At 72.0% G+C, this 15,150-nt stretch carries 14 protein-coding genes; 11 read left to right on the top strand and 3 right to left on the bottom strand.

Annotated features, from left to right (window positions below; genetic code table 11):
- Nucleotides 1–190 precede the first annotated feature (190 nt).
- Nucleotides 191–868: a DUF3159 domain-containing protein gene (locus tag MZC64_RS08405; RefSeq protein WP_308300975.1), complete on the top strand. Its 678-nt coding sequence runs from the start codon at nucleotides 191–193 to the stop codon at nucleotides 866–868.
- Here MZC64_RS08405 and MZC64_RS08410 read toward each other — a convergent pair.
- Nucleotides 855–1,817: an N-acetylglucosamine kinase gene (locus tag MZC64_RS08410; protein WP_247761660.1), complete on the bottom strand. Its 963-nt coding sequence runs from the start codon at nucleotides 1,815–1,817 to the stop codon at nucleotides 855–857. The genes MZC64_RS08405 and MZC64_RS08410 overlap by 14 nt on opposite strands.
- 119 nt (nucleotides 1,818–1,936) lie before the next feature.
- Between MZC64_RS08410 and MZC64_RS08415 the strand changes: the two genes are divergently transcribed.
- Complete coding sequence (locus MZC64_RS08415; RefSeq protein WP_247761454.1) at nucleotides 1,937–2,539, top strand: HAD family phosphatase; 603 nt, start codon at nucleotides 1,937–1,939, stop codon at nucleotides 2,537–2,539.
- On the opposite strand, the gene MZC64_RS08420 is transcribed toward MZC64_RS08415, so the two are convergent.
- On the bottom strand, nucleotides 2,531–5,563 hold the full coding sequence (locus tag MZC64_RS08420; protein ID WP_247761456.1) for a S8 family serine peptidase: 3,033 nt from the start codon (nucleotides 5,561–5,563) through the stop codon (nucleotides 2,531–2,533). The genes MZC64_RS08415 and MZC64_RS08420 overlap by 9 nt on opposite strands.
- 118 nt (nucleotides 5,564–5,681) lie before the next feature.
- Between MZC64_RS08420 and MZC64_RS08425 the strand changes: the two genes are divergently transcribed.
- Genes MZC64_RS08425 through MZC64_RS08465 form a run of 9 tightly spaced genes read left to right on the top strand, consistent with a single transcriptional unit; the run spans nucleotide 5,682 to nucleotide 14,361 of the window.
- Complete coding sequence (locus MZC64_RS08425; protein ID WP_247761458.1) at nucleotides 5,682–6,548, top strand: fumarylacetoacetate hydrolase family protein; 867 nt, start codon at nucleotides 5,682–5,684, stop codon at nucleotides 6,546–6,548.
- A gap of 1 nt (nucleotide 6,549) precedes the next feature.
- On the top strand, nucleotides 6,550–7,851 hold the full coding sequence (locus MZC64_RS08430; protein WP_247761460.1) for an enolase C-terminal domain-like protein: 1,302 nt from the start codon (nucleotides 6,550–6,552) through the stop codon (nucleotides 7,849–7,851).
- Nucleotides 7,848–8,603 (top strand): SDR family NAD(P)-dependent oxidoreductase, encoded by a 756-nt coding sequence (locus tag MZC64_RS08435; protein ID WP_247761462.1) that lies wholly within the window; start codon nucleotides 7,848–7,850, stop codon nucleotides 8,601–8,603. Before MZC64_RS08430 ends, MZC64_RS08435 begins: the two co-directional genes overlap by 4 nt.
- 34 nt (nucleotides 8,604–8,637) lie before the next feature.
- On the top strand, nucleotides 8,638–9,675 hold the full coding sequence (locus tag MZC64_RS08440; RefSeq protein ID WP_247761464.1) for a sugar ABC transporter substrate-binding protein: 1,038 nt from the start codon (nucleotides 8,638–8,640) through the stop codon (nucleotides 9,673–9,675).
- Entirely contained in the window at nucleotides 9,672–11,186 is a 1,515-nt protein-coding gene (locus MZC64_RS08445; protein WP_247761466.1) for a sugar ABC transporter ATP-binding protein, read from the top strand. The genes MZC64_RS08440 and MZC64_RS08445 overlap by 4 nt, the downstream gene beginning before the upstream one ends.
- Complete coding sequence (locus MZC64_RS08450; protein WP_247761468.1) at nucleotides 11,176–12,171, top strand: ABC transporter permease; 996 nt, start codon at nucleotides 11,176–11,178, stop codon at nucleotides 12,169–12,171. The genes MZC64_RS08445 and MZC64_RS08450 overlap by 11 nt, the downstream gene beginning before the upstream one ends.
- Entirely contained in the window at nucleotides 12,171–12,479 is a 309-nt protein-coding gene (locus tag MZC64_RS08455; protein WP_247761470.1) for an L-rhamnose mutarotase, read from the top strand. The genes MZC64_RS08450 and MZC64_RS08455 overlap by 1 nt, the downstream gene beginning before the upstream one ends.
- Nucleotides 12,476–13,471 carry an aldo/keto reductase gene (locus MZC64_RS08460; RefSeq protein WP_247761473.1) on the top strand — a complete coding sequence of 332 codons (996 nt, stop codon included), beginning with the start codon at nucleotides 12,476–12,478 and terminating at the stop codon, nucleotides 13,469–13,471. The genes MZC64_RS08455 and MZC64_RS08460 overlap by 4 nt, the downstream gene beginning before the upstream one ends.
- Nucleotides 13,468–14,361, top strand: a complete 894-nt coding sequence (locus MZC64_RS08465) for an amidohydrolase (protein WP_247761475.1) — start codon at nucleotides 13,468–13,470, stop codon at nucleotides 14,359–14,361. The genes MZC64_RS08460 and MZC64_RS08465 overlap by 4 nt, the downstream gene beginning before the upstream one ends.
- On the opposite strand, the gene MZC64_RS08470 is transcribed toward MZC64_RS08465, so the two are convergent.
- Nucleotides 14,311–14,985 carry a FadR/GntR family transcriptional regulator gene (locus MZC64_RS08470; RefSeq protein WP_247761477.1) on the bottom strand — a complete coding sequence of 225 codons (675 nt, stop codon included), beginning with the start codon at nucleotides 14,983–14,985 and terminating at the stop codon, nucleotides 14,311–14,313. The genes MZC64_RS08465 and MZC64_RS08470 overlap by 51 nt on opposite strands.
- Between the last annotated feature and the right edge of the window lie 165 nt (nucleotides 14,986–15,150).

Consider the following 15,150-nt stretch of genomic DNA (forward strand, 5'->3'; position numbering starts at 1 on the left):
ACCCTCCTGTCTGTTAACTTTCCAGACGATTTCGGGTCACCGTAGTGACCGCCCTCACCCCGGTCAACGGTTGGCATCCGTTTGTAACGTTCCTTACCGAAACAGGCAACATCCACTTCCACCTGCACCGGCTTAGGTTCGCCTCACTTCTTGGTGGGATCTGGGCGCTGGATGAGGCAGGCTGGTACCCGTGGAACCCTCCGCCGATTCCCGCCCGGTCGCAGGCCAGGAGTCCCTCGGCGCCCTGCTCGGCGGCCGGGGCGGCGCGGTCGACGCCACCCTGCCGCCACTGGCGTTCGTGGTGGGCTGGCTGCTCTCCGACGAATCGATCTGGATCGGCTCGGCGGTCGCGCTGGTCATCGGGCTGGCCATCGCCGGCTACCGGCTGAGCAAGGGCGACCGGCCGCGCGCGGTGCTGCTGGGCATGCTCGGGGTGTGCGCGGCCGCGCTGGTCGCCCTCTACACCGGCCGGGCCGCGGACTTCTTCCTGGTCCAGCTGCTCTCCAACGTGGCGAGCGCACTGGCCTGGCTGGTCAGCATCGTGATCGGCTGGCCGCTGCTGGGCGTGGTGGTCGGCACCGCGCTGGGCCAGCGCACCCGCTGGCGCCGCGATCCCGACCTGCTGCGCGCCTACCGGCTGGCCAGCTGGGTCTGGGTCGGCCAGTACCTGGTGCGGATCGTGGTGTTCAGCTCGCTGTGGTGGATCGACGCGGTGATCGCGCTCGGGGTGTCCAGGGTGGCGCTGAGCTGGCCGCTGGTGGCGTTGTGCGTTGCGGTCAGCGGCTGGGTGCTGTTCCGGGTGCTGCCGGCGGGCCACCCCGGCATCCGGCACCCCCGGACGCCGGAGCAGCAGGTCACGCCTGGCTGAGCTTGTGGTGCAACGCCTGTGCGGCCGCCGGATCGGTGATCACCTGGAGTGCGGCCAGCCAGGCCGCGCCGATGGTGCCGTCCGCGGCCACCTGCACCGGACCGCCCGCGCGCCGGGTCAGTTCGGCCCGGACCCGGTCGCCGACCGGGGTGTCCGCGGTGACCAGGCTGCCGGTGAGCACCACCGGGCTGGTGTCCTCGGCGGTGCGGGTGGCCAGCGCGATCGCGGTGAGGTGCTGGGCGCCGCGTTCCACGATGTCCGCGGCGGCCTGGTCGTCCCTGGCGGTGCTGGTGACCGTCGGGGCGAATCCGGCCAGCCGGATCGGTGATTCCGCGTTCACCGCGGTGATCAGCGCCCGCCGGGCCCGCACCTGGTCCGGATCCGGGGTCAGGCCGGCGTGCGCGAACACCGCTGCGCCGAGCGGGCCGAGGTCCTCGTGCGCCTCCACCCGGCGCAGGGTGGCCCGCACCGCCTCCCGGCCCAGCCAGTAGGCCGAGCCCTCATCGCCGAGCAGCCAGCCGAAGCCGCCCGCGGTGGCCACCATCTGATGGCCGGAGATCCGGGCCGCGATCGAACCGGTGCCCGCGACCAGCACGGTGCCCTCGCCGGTGGCCGCGGCGGTGGCGAAGGCCGCCTCGCAGTCGGCCACCACGCGGATCTCGCAGGTCAGCCCGGTGGCGCGGAGTGCGGCGTCGAACAGTGCGCGCACCGCGGGGTCGGCCATCTTGGCCACCCCGGCGATGCCTGCCACCAGGCCGCCCACCGCCGCCGGATCGCTACCGCCGAGGGCCTGGCCGACGGCCTGGGCGACCCGGGCCGCGGCCACTCCCGGCGGGTGCGCGTTGGGGTTGCCGCCCTCGGCCCGCCCGGTGCCCAGGTGCGCGCCGGTGTCGGAGATCAGCAACGCCCTGGTGGTGGTCGCGCCGGTGTCCACGCCGAGGAAGTTCATCGTCACCCGCTCGATTCGATGGCTGGAGTTGTAGATAGTTTTCCGGTTGAGTGGCAAACTGGACAACAATTAACAGAAAATTTCCTGGGGAGGAACAGGGGGCGGCTGCCGTGTTCCACATGGATGTGCCACCGCTACTACCGGGGCATCGCTCGTTCGACGCACTGGTCTTCGATCTGGACGGCACGCTGGTCGACTCGCACGCGGTGCACCGGGCCGCGTTGCGGGAGGTCTTCGCTCGGCACGGGTTGAGTGTGCCCGCCACGGCCGGGGAACCGGAGGGAATCGCGTTCACCGACTGGGCGGCGCGACTGGTGCACCGGGGTGTGCTGCCCAGGGACCTGCCCCTGCGCGAGCTGCAGCAGGAGATCCAGCGCGCGGTGCTGGGCAGGCTGGCCGAGGTGCATGAGGTGCCCAGGGTGGTCGCGATGGCGCGCTGGGCGCAGGGCCGGGTGCCCACCGCGGTGACCACCAGCAGCAGCCGGGGCACCGCGCAGGCCATCCTGCTGGCCACCGGCCTGCGCGGGCTGTTCGACGTGCTGATCACCCGGGAGCAGGTCATGCGCGGCAAACCGGCCCCCGACCTGTTCCTGCTGGCCGCCACCGTGCTCGGCGCGGTGCCCGCCCGCTGCCTGGTGTTCGAGGACACCGAGAGCGGGCTGTACGCGGCCGGGCGGGCCGGCATGCGCGCGGTGGACATCCGCCCGCACCGCTCACGCTGACGGCAGCACCCGCGCTCGCGCGCCACTGCCGTTGTGGTGGTGCAGCACCAGCAGGTCCGGCCAGCCGACGCCGTGCTGTTGCAGGATCAGGCTGTTGCCGGGCTGGGCAGCGTAGACCAGCGACGGCGCGCCGGAACCCTTGGTGAACACCTTGGGCTGCAACGGATCGAAGGCCATCGGGGTGCTGATCTCGCCATCGCCCCACGGCCCCTGCACGCCCGCGACGTAGCTCAGCGGCGCGGAGTTGGCCTCGGGCGCGATGTTGAGGGCGAGCAGGGACACCGGCAGCACGATCACGTTGCTGTCGTAGAGGTTCGCGTCGGTGTCGCCGCCGAGTCCGTTCAGCGGTTGGACGTCCACGGTCAGCGGGCCCTCGGGCAGGGTCAGGTCGTCGGTGCGGGCGACCAGCAGGTCGGTGCCGGGCACCCGGGTGGCCAGGACCCGGAACTCGGGCCGGGCGTCGCCGGTGGTGCTGATCTCCACGTACGGCGTGACCGTGCCGCCGAGCAGCGCCCAGTCCCGTTTGGCGGCCAGGCCGAAGCCGAGCATCCCGCGGACGCCTTCCAGTGGCGCGGTGCTGGTGGCGCCGACGTGCCGCAGTTCGCCGTCGGAGCTGCCGTGCAGCTCGAACACGCTGGCCAGCGAGCGGTAGCCGAGGCTGCCCGCGCCCTGGTTCAGCCCGTCGCCGGTGAACCGCAGCAGCCGCCGGTCGCCACTGCGCAGTAGTTCGAGACCGTTGTGCGCCACCGGTTTCGGCGCGGCGTGCACCGGCACCCGCAGGGCGGGGCCGCTGTCGGGGGTGAGCAGCAGGCGGCCGGAGACATCGGGCAGGAACTGCCGGGGCAGGCCGTCCTGGGTGAGTGCGACGGTCGGGTCCGGGGTGCGCCGCAGCACCGCCGGCTCGACGTCCAGGGTGATCTTGACCTGCGCTGATCCGCCCGCCGGGACGGTCACCGAAGCCGGTTCCACCCGGATCCGCGCGCCGGGCATGGTGGTGGCCGCGGCGTAGCTGGTGCGCACCGTGCGCGCACCGCCCTTGCTGCGGATGATCACGTTGCGGGACAACGAGACCGGCTTCTCCGCGGGCACCGCGCCGAAGGTGACGCTGACCGCCTCGGGAGCCTCGGCGGCGTAGGCCAGCAACTGGGTCTCCAGTGCGGCCACGGCCTGCACCCGGCCCGCGCCACTGCGCCGCGGACCGGTCACCGTTGCCTGGTGCCGGATGTCCGCGCCCGCGGTGTTCATCAGCGCCGCCTTGACCTCCGCCGGGGTCCAGTCCGGCCGCCGCTGCCGCAGCAGCGCGGCCAGCCCGGCCACATGCGGGGCGGCCATCGAGGTGCCGGTCTGCACCGAGACGCCGCTGCCGGTGCCACTGGCCGCCGAGGCGATGGTCTCGCCCGGCGCGGCCAGATCCGGCTTCACCGCGGGGAAATGCACGCCGCGCGCGGAGGACGGGCTGATCGTGTCGGTCAGTTCGGGTTTGCTGGCCGGGATCGCGTTGCGGCCCTCGCCCGAGAGCCGCACCCGCAGCGTCCCGGCCTTGGCCGCCTCGGCCAGTCCGGCGCCGCTGGTCGCGGTGAACTGGAACACCGGGATCTCCGGCACCCCGCTGATCCCGGCGGTGAAATCGTCCACCGTTGAGGACAGCAGCACCCCGGCCGCGCCCGCGGCGTGCGCCCAGGTGGCCCGTGGCGCGGAACCGCAGGCGCGGCGGGAGGCGTCCTCGTCCCAGTCCAGCCAGACCAGCTTGTCCCGCACCGCGGCGGTCTCCGCGGCGGAGTACTCGCGGCAGCCGTCCGGGTTGTCCGGCAGCGGCAGCACCGGCCGGGTCAGGTCGAGTTTGGCGTAGCCGGGGTAGCTGATGCTGAACTGCCCGGCCCGCTGCCCGGCCAGGGGTTGCGGGGCGAGCACGGTGGCCGCGTCGCGCAGCAGGTAGGCGTCCCGGCTGTTGGCCACGGTGAGCGCCTCGGGGGTGTTGCCGGGGGAGCCGCCCGCGCCGTAGAGGTCGCCGCCGTTGCCCGCCGAGGCCACCACCAGCGCGCCGTGCGCGGTGAGCTTGCGGGTGAACAGCGCCTCCGGGCTGTCCGGATCGCCGAAATCGCTGCCCAGGGACAGGTTCACCACGTCGAGCCGGTCGGCAGGGTCGCCGTCGCCGTTGGGGTCCAGGGCCCGGTCCAGGGCCGCGGTGACCAGGTCGGTGCCGCCTTCGCAGCCGAACACCTTGATCGCGTACAGCTTCGCCCTCGGCGCCGCGCCCGGCCCGATCCGCAGGCCGCCGACGTCCAGGTCCCGGTGGTCGGTGACCGGCGTGCCGTCCTTGCGCACACCGAACCCGGCCGCGCTGCCCGCCACGTGCGTGCCGTGGCCGCCGCAGGAGAGCGGATTGTCATCGGGCTTGGGCGGCACACCGCGGACCGGGTCGTAGGCGTCCCCGGCCAGGTCCACGCCGCCGATCACCTTGGCGGTGGGGAAGGACCGGGGATCCGCCTTGGCCGGGTCCAGCGCGGCGAACGAGCCGGTGCCGCCGAAGTCGGCGTGGGTGTAGTCGATGCCGTCGTCCACGATGCCGATCCGCACGCCCTCGCCGAGCGCGCCCAGGCGCTGCCAGGCGGCCACCGCGCCGGTCAGCGGGCCCGCGCCCGCGTTGGTGCGGAAGTGCCGGGTGGCCGGGCGCACCGAGCGCACCTCGGGCGAGCCTGCCAGCTCCCGCAGGGCCGCCGCCTCCGCCCGGACCAGCAACCCGGCCACCGCGGTGGTCCGGCGCAGCAGCCGGGACCGGGCGTCCCTGGTCCGCAGCCGGCTGACCACCTGCTCCCCGGCGCGGGCCCCGCTCAGTTCCACGAAGGCGGTGACCGGGCCGGACCGGCCGGCCAGCGTGGTGGCGCCCATCCGGGGCGGCGCTCCCACCCGGGGTTTGCCCAGGCCGGGGGCGAGTAGTGGCTCTTCCAGCGCCCCCGCTGGCACCGCGCCACCGGCGCAGAGCAGCGCGGCGAGGCTGAGCAGGGCAAGACTGCGCTTATTCATCCGAGGTGTTTACCGTTCATTCGACGTGAGGGTTGCCAGGGGCACTAGACACTCGGCTAAGTTGTCGATATACATCCGATGTCTGGGGATGACTCCGGAGAAGACGAGGAGTGACACCGTGCAGCTCTTGCGGCTTGGCGACCCTGGCAGCGAGGCGCCCGCGGTGCGTGCCGGCGACGGCACGCTCCATGACCTGCGCCCGCTGACCGTCGACATCACCGGCGCCTTCCTCGCCGCCGACGGGCTGGCCCGCACCGCCGCGGCGCTGGCCGCCGGCGAGCTGCCGGTGCTGGCCGATCCCGGCGACGGCTCCGGCCTGCGGGTCGGGCCGCCCATCGCGCAGCCCGGCAAGATCGTCTGCATCGGCCTCAACTACCGCGACCACGCCGAGGAGACCGGGGCCGAGCTGCCGGCCGAGCCGGTGATGTTCATGAAGGCTCCGGACACCTTGGTCGGACCGTACGACGAGGTGCTGGTGCCGCGCCGCTCGGTCAAGACGGACTGGGAGGTCGAACTCGGTGTGATCATCGGCAAGACCGCCCGGTACCTGGAGGACCACGAGAGCGCACTCGCCTGTGTGGCCGGGTACGCGGTCTCGCACGACGTCTCCGAACGCGAGTTCCAGCTGGAGCGCGGCGGCACCTGGGACAAGGGCAAATCCTGCGAGACCTTCAACCCGCTCGGCCCGTACCTGGTGCCCGCGAGCGAGGTCGGCGATGTGCAGTCGCTGGCGCTGAAGCTCTCGGTCAACGGCGTGGCCCGGCAGGACGGCAGCACCAAGAACATGATCTTCTCGGTGGCCGAGTGCATCCGCTACCTGAGCCAGTTCCTGGTGCTGCGGCCCGGCGACCTGATCAACACCGGCACCCCGGCCGGCGTGGCCCTCGGCCAGGCCGAGCCCAAGCCCTACCTGCGGGCGGGCGATGTGGTGGAGCTGGAGATCGAGGGCCTCGGCCGTCAGCGGCAGAGTTTCGGGCAGGCCTGACATGCCCCTGATCACCGCGGTGGACGTGCTCGACGTCCGCTTCCCCACCTCGCTCGAGCTGGACGGCTCGGACGCGATGAACCCCGACCCCGACTACTCCGCGGCCTACGTGGTGCTGCGCACCGACGACGGCGCCGTCGGCCACGGCTTCGCCTTCACCATCGGCCGCGGCAACGACGTGCAGGCCGCCGCCATCCAGGCGCTGTCCCCGCACCTGGTCGGCGCGCCCGCGCCGACCACCGCGGCCGAACTGGGCGCGCTGTCCCGGCGGCTGATCGGCGATTCACAGCTGCGCTGGCTGGGCCCGGAGAAGGGCGTGGTGCACATGGCGGTCGGCGCGGTGGTCAACGCCGCCTGGGATCTGGCCGCCCGCGCCGCCGGGTTACCGCTGTGGCGCTTCCTGGCCGAGCTGACCCCGGAGGAGATCGTCAGCCTGGTCGATTTCCGCTACCTCACCGACGTGCTCACCCCCGAACAGGCGCTGGAGATCCTGCGCCAGGGCCAGGCCGGCAAGGCGGAGCGGATCGAGAAGCTGCTGGCCGAGGGCTACCCGGCCTACACCACCTCGCCCGGCTGGCTCGGCTACAGCGACGAGAAGCTCACCCGGCTCACCCGCGAGGCCGTCCAGGACGGCTTCGGGATGATCAAGCTCAAGGTCGGCGGCAACCTGGACGACGATGTGCGCCGGATGAAGCTGGCCCGCGAGGTGGTCGGCCCGGACTACCCGATCGCGGTGGACGCCAACCAGCGCTGGGACGTGGCCGACGCGATCGCCTGGATGCAGGCGCTGGCCCCCTACCGGCCGTACTGGATCGAGGAGCCCACCTCCCCGGACGACGTGCTCGGCCACCGGGCCATCGCCGAGGCGGTGCACCCGATCAAGGTGGCCACCGGCGAGCACGTGCACAACCGGGTGATGTTCAAACAGCTGCTGTCGGCCGGGGCCATCGACGTGCTGCAACTGGACGCGGCCAGGGTCGGCGGGGTCAACGAGAACCTGGCAATCCTGCTGCTCGCGGCCAAGTTCGGCGTGCCGGTCTGCCCGCACGCCGGCGGAGTCGGACTGTGCGAACTGGTGCAGCACCTGGCGATGTTCGACTACGTTGCCGTCTCGGGATCTCTGGAGGGGCGGGTGATCGAATGGGTGGACCACCTGCACGAGCACTTCGCCGACCCGGCCATCGTGCGCGACGGCCGCTACCGCACACCCACCACCCCGGGTTTCTCCGCCGAGATGAAACCCGCCACCCTGCACGGATTCCGCTACCCGGACGGTCCTGAGTGGACGGAGTTGTCCCGATGAGCACCGAGTTCGACGGATTGGTCGCCGTGATCACCGGCGGCGCCTCCGGCATCGGCCTGGCCACCGCGCGAACCCTGTCCGCGCGCGGGGCGAAGGTCGCCTGCCTGGACCTCAACCCCGAGGTCCCGGAACCCCTCTTCGGCGTGCGCTGCGATGTCGCCGAGGACGCCACCGTGGTGGCCGCCATGGACGCGGTCTTCGCCGAGTTCGGCCGGATCGACATCCTGGTCAACAACGCCGGCATCGGCGCCCAGGGCGATGTGGGCGCCAACCCGGACGAGGAATGGGCCAGGGTGCTGGACATCAACGTGGTCGGCATGGCCAGGGTCAGCCGGGCCGCGCTGCCCCACCTGCGCCGCTCCCCGGCCGCCGCGATCGTGAACACCTGCTCCATCGCCGCCTGGGCCGGACTGCCCCAGCGCGCGCTGTACTCGGCCAGCAAGGGCGCGGTCTACGGACTCACCCTGGCCATGGCCGCCGACCACGTGCGCGAGGGCATCCGGGTCAACTGCGTGGCGCCGGGCACCGTGGACACCCCCTGGGTGGGCCGCCTGCTCGACGCCGCGCCCGATCCGGCCGCCGAACGCGCCGCGCTCTCGGCGCGCCAGCCCACCGGCCGCCTGGTCTCCGCCGACGAGGTGGCCAACGCCATCGCCTACCTCGCCGGACCCGCTTCGGGTGCCACCGTCGGCACCGTGCTCGCCGTGGACGGCGGGATGCACGGGTTGCGGCTGCGGCCGCAGCCCAGTTGAGATCATCTCCACCACCGAGTCAAGGAGGACCGTGGTGCGTTCCCACGTCCGCAACCTCGCGGCCACCGCCGTCGTGCTCACCACCGTGCTGGCGGGCTGTGGCACCACGAACAGCCCCGGCGGGCAACAGAACTCCGGCGGGACCGGTCAGGTCGGCGCCACCGTGCCGCTGCTGACCTCGCCGTTCTGGCAGGCATACAACAACTACGTGCCCAAGATGGCCACCGAGGCCGGCGTGCAGGCACTGCCCACGGTCAACGCCAACAGCGATCCGGCCAAGCTGATCACCGACATGACCAACCTGCTCAACCAGGGCGTCAAGGGTCTGGTGGTCACCCCGCTGGACTCCGCGGCGGTGGTCGCCGGACTGGCCCAGGCCGACCGCAAGGGCGTGCCGGTGGTCGCGGTGGACGTGGCCCCGGAGAGCGGCAAGGTGGCCATGGTGGTGCGCGCGGACAACCGCGCCTACGGCACCAAGGCCTGCGAGCACATCGGCGAGAAGGTCAAGCAGGGCAAGGTCGTGCAGATCCAGGGCGACCTCGCCTCGGTCAACGGCCGGGACCGCTCCGAGGCATTCCGCGAGTGCATGACCGGCAAGTTCCCCGGCATCCAGATCCTGGACCTGCCCGCGGAGTGGAAGGCGGAGAAGGCATCCTCCGGCCTGGAGTCGCTGCTCACCGCCAACCCGGACGTCAAGGGCGTGTACCTGCAGGCGGGCGGCGTGTACCTGGCCCCGACGTTGCAGGCCCTCAAGCGCAAGAACCTGCTGCACCCGGTCGGCGACCCGCGGCACGTGGTCGTGGTCAGCAACGACGGCATCCCGCAGGAGTTCGAGGCCATCCGCAAGGGCGAGATCGACGCCACCGTGTCCCAGCCCGCGGACGCCTACGCCAAGTACGGCATGTACTGGATCAAGAAGGCGATGGCCGGCGAGACCTTCAAGGCCGGTCCGACCGACCACGGCAGCACCATCGTCGAGGTCCGGCCCGGCATCCTGGAGGACCAGCTGCCCGCGCCGCTGGTGACCAAGGCGAACGTGGACGACAAGGCGCTGTGGGGCAACCAGCTGTGAGCGCACCCGCCGCGCCGGTGGTCGAAGCGCTGGGCATCACCCGGCGCTTCGGCCCCACCACCGCGCTCCACGACGTCGGTATCACCGTCCGCCCCGGTGAGTCGCACGCCCTGGTGGGGCGCAACGGGGCAGGCAAGTCCACTCTGGTGTCCGTCCTCACTGGACTGTCCAAACCGGACAGTGGCACGGTCGCCTTCAACGGCGAACCAGCCCCGCCGGTGGCCGACCGGGAAGCCTGGCGGCAGCGGGTGGCCTGCGTGTACCAGCACTCCACGGTCATCCCGGAACTCACCGTGGCGGAGAATCTCTTCCTCAACCGGCAGCCCAGCCGCCGCGGCGTGATCCGCTGGTCCGCGCTGCGCCGGGAAGCCGCCGACCTGCTCGCCGCCTGGGGCGTGGACGTCTCGGTGGACGCCCTCGCCGGTGAGCTGGACGTGGAACAGCGGCAGCTGGTGGAGATCGCCCGCGCGCTCTCCTACGGCGCCCGGTTCATCATCCTGGACGAACCCACCGCGCAACTGGACAGCCACGCCATCGCCCGGCTCTTCGAGCGTATGCACCAGCTCCAGTCCGCCGGGGTCACCTTCCTGTTCATCTCCCACCACTTGCAAGAGGTGTACGAGGTCTGCCAGGCGGTGACCGTGCTGCGCGACGCCCGGCACATCGTCACCGCCCCGGTCGGCGACCTCTCTCGCAGCCAGCTGGTGGACGCCATGACCGGCGAGTCCGGTGGTCTCGCGGTGGCCGACGGGGCCGAGCGGGAACCGTTGCCGGACAACGCTTCCGTCGCGCTGGCGGTGCGCGGGCTGAGCGGCGCCGGCTTCGCCGACGTCTCCTTCCGGCTGCGCCGCGGCGAGGTGCTGGGCCTGGCTGGCAGCAACGCCTCCGGCAAGCACCAGGTCGCGGAAACCGTGTACGGGCTGCGGAAACCGGACGCGGGCGCGGTCGAGGTGGCCGGCGCCCCGCTCACACCGGGCGACGTGCTGGCCGCGCTGCACGCCGGGATCGGCTGCGTGCCCAGGTCCCGGCACGACCAGGGCCTGGTGCTGGGCATGTCCATCGGCGACAACGCCACCATGAGCGTGCTCGACCGGCTCGGCCCGGCCGGGTTCACCCCGCCGAAGGCCGTGCGTGGCAAGGGCACCACCGCGATCGCCGAGTACGGCGTGGTCGCCAAGGACGCGGACCAGCCGGTCAGCGACCTCTCCGGCGGCAACCAGCAGAAGGTCGTGATGGCCCGTGCGCTGGCCAACGATCCCGAGGTGCTCATCATGATCAACCCGACCGCCGGGGTGGACGTCAAGTCCAAACAGGCCCTGCTGGCCGTGGCCGACCGGGTCCGCGCCGAGGGCAAGGCGGTGCTGATCGTCAGCGACGAGCTGGACGACCTGCGCCCGTGCGACCGGGTGCTGGTCATGCGCGCCGGCGTCCTGGCCGCCGAACACCCGGCGGGCTGGGCCGATGGCGAACTCGTGGCTTCCATCGAAGGAGTAGAACTCGATGGCGACTGAAACCGCCGCCCCCCAACGGATCCGCCTGGCAAGGCTGCGCGATCTGGCCCTGCTGCCCGCACTCGCGGTGGTGGTGCTGATCGGTGGACTGGTCAACGACCGGTTCCTCAGCACCGACAACCTCATCGCCGTGCTCGGCGCCTCGGCCGCCCTGGCCCTGGTCGTGCTCGGGGAGACCCTGGTGCTGCTGACCGGCAAGTTCGACCTGTCCCTGGAGTCCACCGTGGGCATCGCGCCCGCGATCGGCGCGCTGCTGGCCATCCCGGCGGCCAGCGGCATCGGCTGGTTCGACAGCCCGCTGCCGTCCTGGCTGGCCATCCTGGCCGTGCTGGTGGTGGGCGCGATCGTGGGGCTGTTCAACGGGTTCCTGGTGGTCAAGCTCCAGCTCAACGCGTTCATCGTGACGCTGGCGATGCTGATCATCCTGCGTGGCCTGCTGGTCGGCTCCACCGAGGGCAAGACCCTGTTCCAGATGCCGGATGCCTTCTTCGCCTTGGCCACCAACACCTTCCTCGGCCTGCCGATCTCGGTGTGGCTGGCCGGGGTGGCCTACCTGGTGGCCGGCTTCCTGTTGCGCTACCACCGGATCGGCCGCGCGCTCTACGCCATCGGCGGCAACGCCCAGGCCGCCCGCGCCGCCGGCATCCGGGTGGACCGGATCGCCTGGTCGGTGTTCATCGTGGCCGGGGTGCTGGCCGCGATCGGCGGACTCATCCAGACCGGGTACGTGGGCGCGCTCAGCGCGGGCCAGGGCGACCGGATGATCTTCACCGTGTTCGCCGCCGCGGTCATCGGCGGCATCTCCCTGGACGGCGGCAAGGGCACCCTGTTCGGCGCGCTCACCGGCGTGCTGTTGCTGGGCGTGGTGGACAACCTGCTCACCGCGGCCCAGGTGCCCTCGTTCTGGATCCAGGCGGTCTACGGCGCGGTCATCCTCGGCGCGCTGATGCTGGCCAGGGTCACCAGTGGAAAGGCGCAAACCTGATGGAGACGGTGCTGCACACCCGGCTCAAGCCGGGCATGGAGGCCGAGTACGAGCGGGTGCACGCGATCATCCCGCCCGAGCTGGACACCGCGCTGCGCGAGGCCGGGGTCCGCTCGTGGCGGATCTGGCGCAGCGGACAGGACCTGTTCCACCTGGTCGATTGCGATGACTACGCGGCCATGCGCGCGCACCTGCGCGAGCACCCGGCCAGCGTGCCCTGGCAGGCCCGGATGGCCGAGCTGCTGGAGGTGTCCGACGATTACTCGGGCGCCGAACCCGACATCCGACTCGTCTGGGAGCTGCCGTGAGGACCGCCACCCTCGGTCGAACCACCGTGCCGGTGACCGCGCTGGGCTTCGGCGCGGCGCCGATCGGCAACCTCTACCGCGCGGTGCCGGACGTGGACGCCTACGACGCCGTCCGCGCCGCCTGGGCCGCTGGGGTGCGCTACTTCGACACCGCGCCGCACTACGGCCTCGGCCTGTCCGAACGCCGCCTCGGCGCGGTGCTGGCCGGGCTCCCCAGGGCGGAGTTCGTGGTCTCCACCAAGGTCGGCCGCCTGCTCGCCGAGTACGAACCCGGCGGCGACGACCTGGACGACGGCTTCGACGTGCTGGCCACCCACCGCAGGGTGTGGGACTTCAGCGCCGACGGCGTTCGCCGCTCGCTGGAGTCCTCTTTGGACAGACTGGGCCTTGACCGGGTCGACGTGGTGCTGCTGCACGACCCGGACGACCATTGGGCCGAGGCTGCCGGAAAGGGCTTCCCGGCGCTGGCCGAACTGCGCGACCAGGGCGTGGTCGGCGCGATCGGCGTCGGCATGAACCAGTGGCAAATGCCAGCCAGGTTCATCCGGGAGACCGAGATCGACGTGGTGATGCTGGCCGGTCGCTACTCGCTGCTGGAACAGCCCGCCGCGGCCGAGTTCCTGCCGCTGTGCCTGGAGCGCAAGGTGTCCGTGCTGGCCGCGGGCGTGTTCAACTCGGGCCTGTTGTCCCGGCACGAGATCCCGGTGGGCGCCAAGTACAACTACGCCGACGCCCCGCCGGAACTGGTGGACCGGGCCCGCGCGATCGCCGCGGTGTGCGAGCGGCACGGTGTCACGCTGCCGCAGGCCGCCATCCAGTTCGCCTTCGGCCATCCGGCGATCGCCTCGGTGGTGATCGGGGCCCGCACCGGCGCGCAGATGAGCCAGAACGCCGACCTGGTGGCGAATCCGGTGCCGCCCGCGCTGTGGGCCGAGCTGCGCGAACGGGACCTGCTGGCCGCCGACGTCTCCGGTCCTGGCGAGGACGGATGAGGATCGACGCGCACCAGCACCTGTGGGACCTCTCCGTCCGCGCCCAGGACTGGATCACCGGGCCGGCGATGGCCCCGCTGGACCGCAGTTTCGTCCTGCCCGACCTGCATCACGTCACCGCGGGCACCGGCATCGGGGCCACCGTGCTGGTGCAGACGGTCACGGTGGCCGAGGAGACCCCGGAGTTCCTGGTCTTCGCCGAGGCATCCGAGATCGTGGCCGCGGTGGTCGGCTGGACCGACCTGACCGCCCCGGACATCGCCGACACCCTGGCCGGGCTGCGGGCGGGCCACGGCGGCCGGTGGCTGCGTGGCATCCGGCACCAGGTGCAGGGCGAGGCCGACCCGCGCTGGCTGTGCCGCCCCGAGGTGCGCCGCGGCCTGGCCGCGGTGGCCGCCGCCGGACTCTCCTACGACCTGCTCACCCTGCCGCACCAGCTGCCCGCGGCCATCGAGACGGTCAAGGCGTTGCCGGAGTTGTCCTTCGTGCTCGACCACTGCTCGAAGCCGCCGATCGCCAGTGGCGAGCTGGAGCCGTGGGCGAGTGATCTCCGGGCGCTGGCCGCGCTGCCGAACGTGACCTGCAAGCTGTCCGGACTCGTCACCGAGGCCGACTGGGCACAGTGGACGGTCGAACAGCTGCGCCCCTACACCGAGGTGGTGCTGGCCGCGTTTGGCCCCGAACGAGTGATGTTCGGCTCGGACTGGCCGGTCTGCCTGCTGGCCGCGCCGTACGCCACCGTGCTGGAAACAGCCGAGGTACTGACCGATCGGCTCACGCCGACCGAACGGGCCGCCGTGTTCGGCGACACCGCCCGCCGGGTGTACGCGATCGAGCAGTCATCCGAGGTTGCGCAGCCACTGCTCGACACCGGCAACGTGCACGGTTGACCAGGAGCGGGCCAGTTCCGGCTCGTGCGCGGCCAGCGCGTCCACGATCGCCCGGTGCTCGGCCACGGTTCGGTCCACCGCGCCGCCCTGGGCGATGCCACGCCAGATCCGGGCCCGCACGGTAGGTCCGGCCAGGGTGTCCAGCAGCTGGGCCAGGTAGGCGTTCCCTGCGGCCTGGGCGATCCGGCGGTGGAACTCCAGATCCAGCTCGACCAGGCGTTCCACCGAGTCGGAGCGCTCGGTCTCCTCGCACAGCTCGCGCAGCGCGGCGATGTCCTTCTCGTCGATTCGCACCGCCGCGATGGCCGCGCAGGCCGGTTCCAGCACCCGGCGGACCTCCAGCACCTCCAGCACGGATTCCTCGCCGCGATGCAGGTCCAGCACGAAGCTGAGCGCGCCGAGCAGCTCGTCCGCGCGCAGGCTGGAGACGTAGGTGCCATCGCCCTGCCGCACATCCAGCACCCGGACCAGCGACAACGCCTTCACCGCCTCGCGCAGCGAGTTCCGGGACAGCCCTAGCCGCTCGGCCAGATCGGCCTCCCTGGGCAGCCGGTCACCCGGCTTCAGCTCGCCGGAGACGATCATTTCCTTGACGCGCAAAATGGCGTCATCGGTGACGGCCACTGCCACCCCCGTTTCGCGAGCCGGTACACACCTCGGATGTTTCCTCCCAGTATGCGGCATCGGACCGGCTCGGTTGCGCATTGCTCCATCTGGCGTAATCTGAGCGCTGCCCGCCTCACCCCGCCCCCTCGGTGAGGCGGGCTCTGTCGTCTCCGGGGGCCTTCC

Origin of the sequence: Crossiella sp. S99.2, from assembly GCF_023094165.1 — a bacterium.
In the GTDB taxonomy this organism is placed as follows: Bacteria; Actinomycetota; Actinomycetes; order Mycobacteriales; family Pseudonocardiaceae; genus Crossiella.

Coding starts and splice junctions, on each gene's coding strand:
- MZC64_RS08465 (WP_247761475.1), top strand. CDS start 13,468: ATGAGGATCGACGCGCACCAGCACCTGTGGGACCTCTCCGTCCGCGCC.
- MZC64_RS08415 (WP_247761454.1), top strand. CDS start 1,937: ATGGATGTGCCACCGCTACTACCGGGGCATCGCTCGTTCGACGCACTG.
- MZC64_RS08435 (WP_247761462.1), top strand. CDS start 7,848: ATGAGCACCGAGTTCGACGGATTGGTCGCCGTGATCACCGGCGGCGCC.
- MZC64_RS08450 (WP_247761468.1), top strand. CDS start 11,176: ATGGCGACTGAAACCGCCGCCCCCCAACGGATCCGCCTGGCAAGGCTG.
- MZC64_RS08410 (WP_247761660.1), bottom strand. CDS start 1,817: ATGAACTTCCTCGGCGTGGACACCGGCGCGACCACCACCAGGGCGTTG.
- MZC64_RS08420 (WP_247761456.1), bottom strand. CDS start 5,563: ATGAATAAGCGCAGTCTTGCCCTGCTCAGCCTCGCCGCGCTGCTCTGC.
- MZC64_RS08455 (WP_247761470.1), top strand. CDS start 12,171: ATGGAGACGGTGCTGCACACCCGGCTCAAGCCGGGCATGGAGGCCGAG.
- MZC64_RS08430 (WP_247761460.1), top strand. CDS start 6,550: ATGCCCCTGATCACCGCGGTGGACGTGCTCGACGTCCGCTTCCCCACC.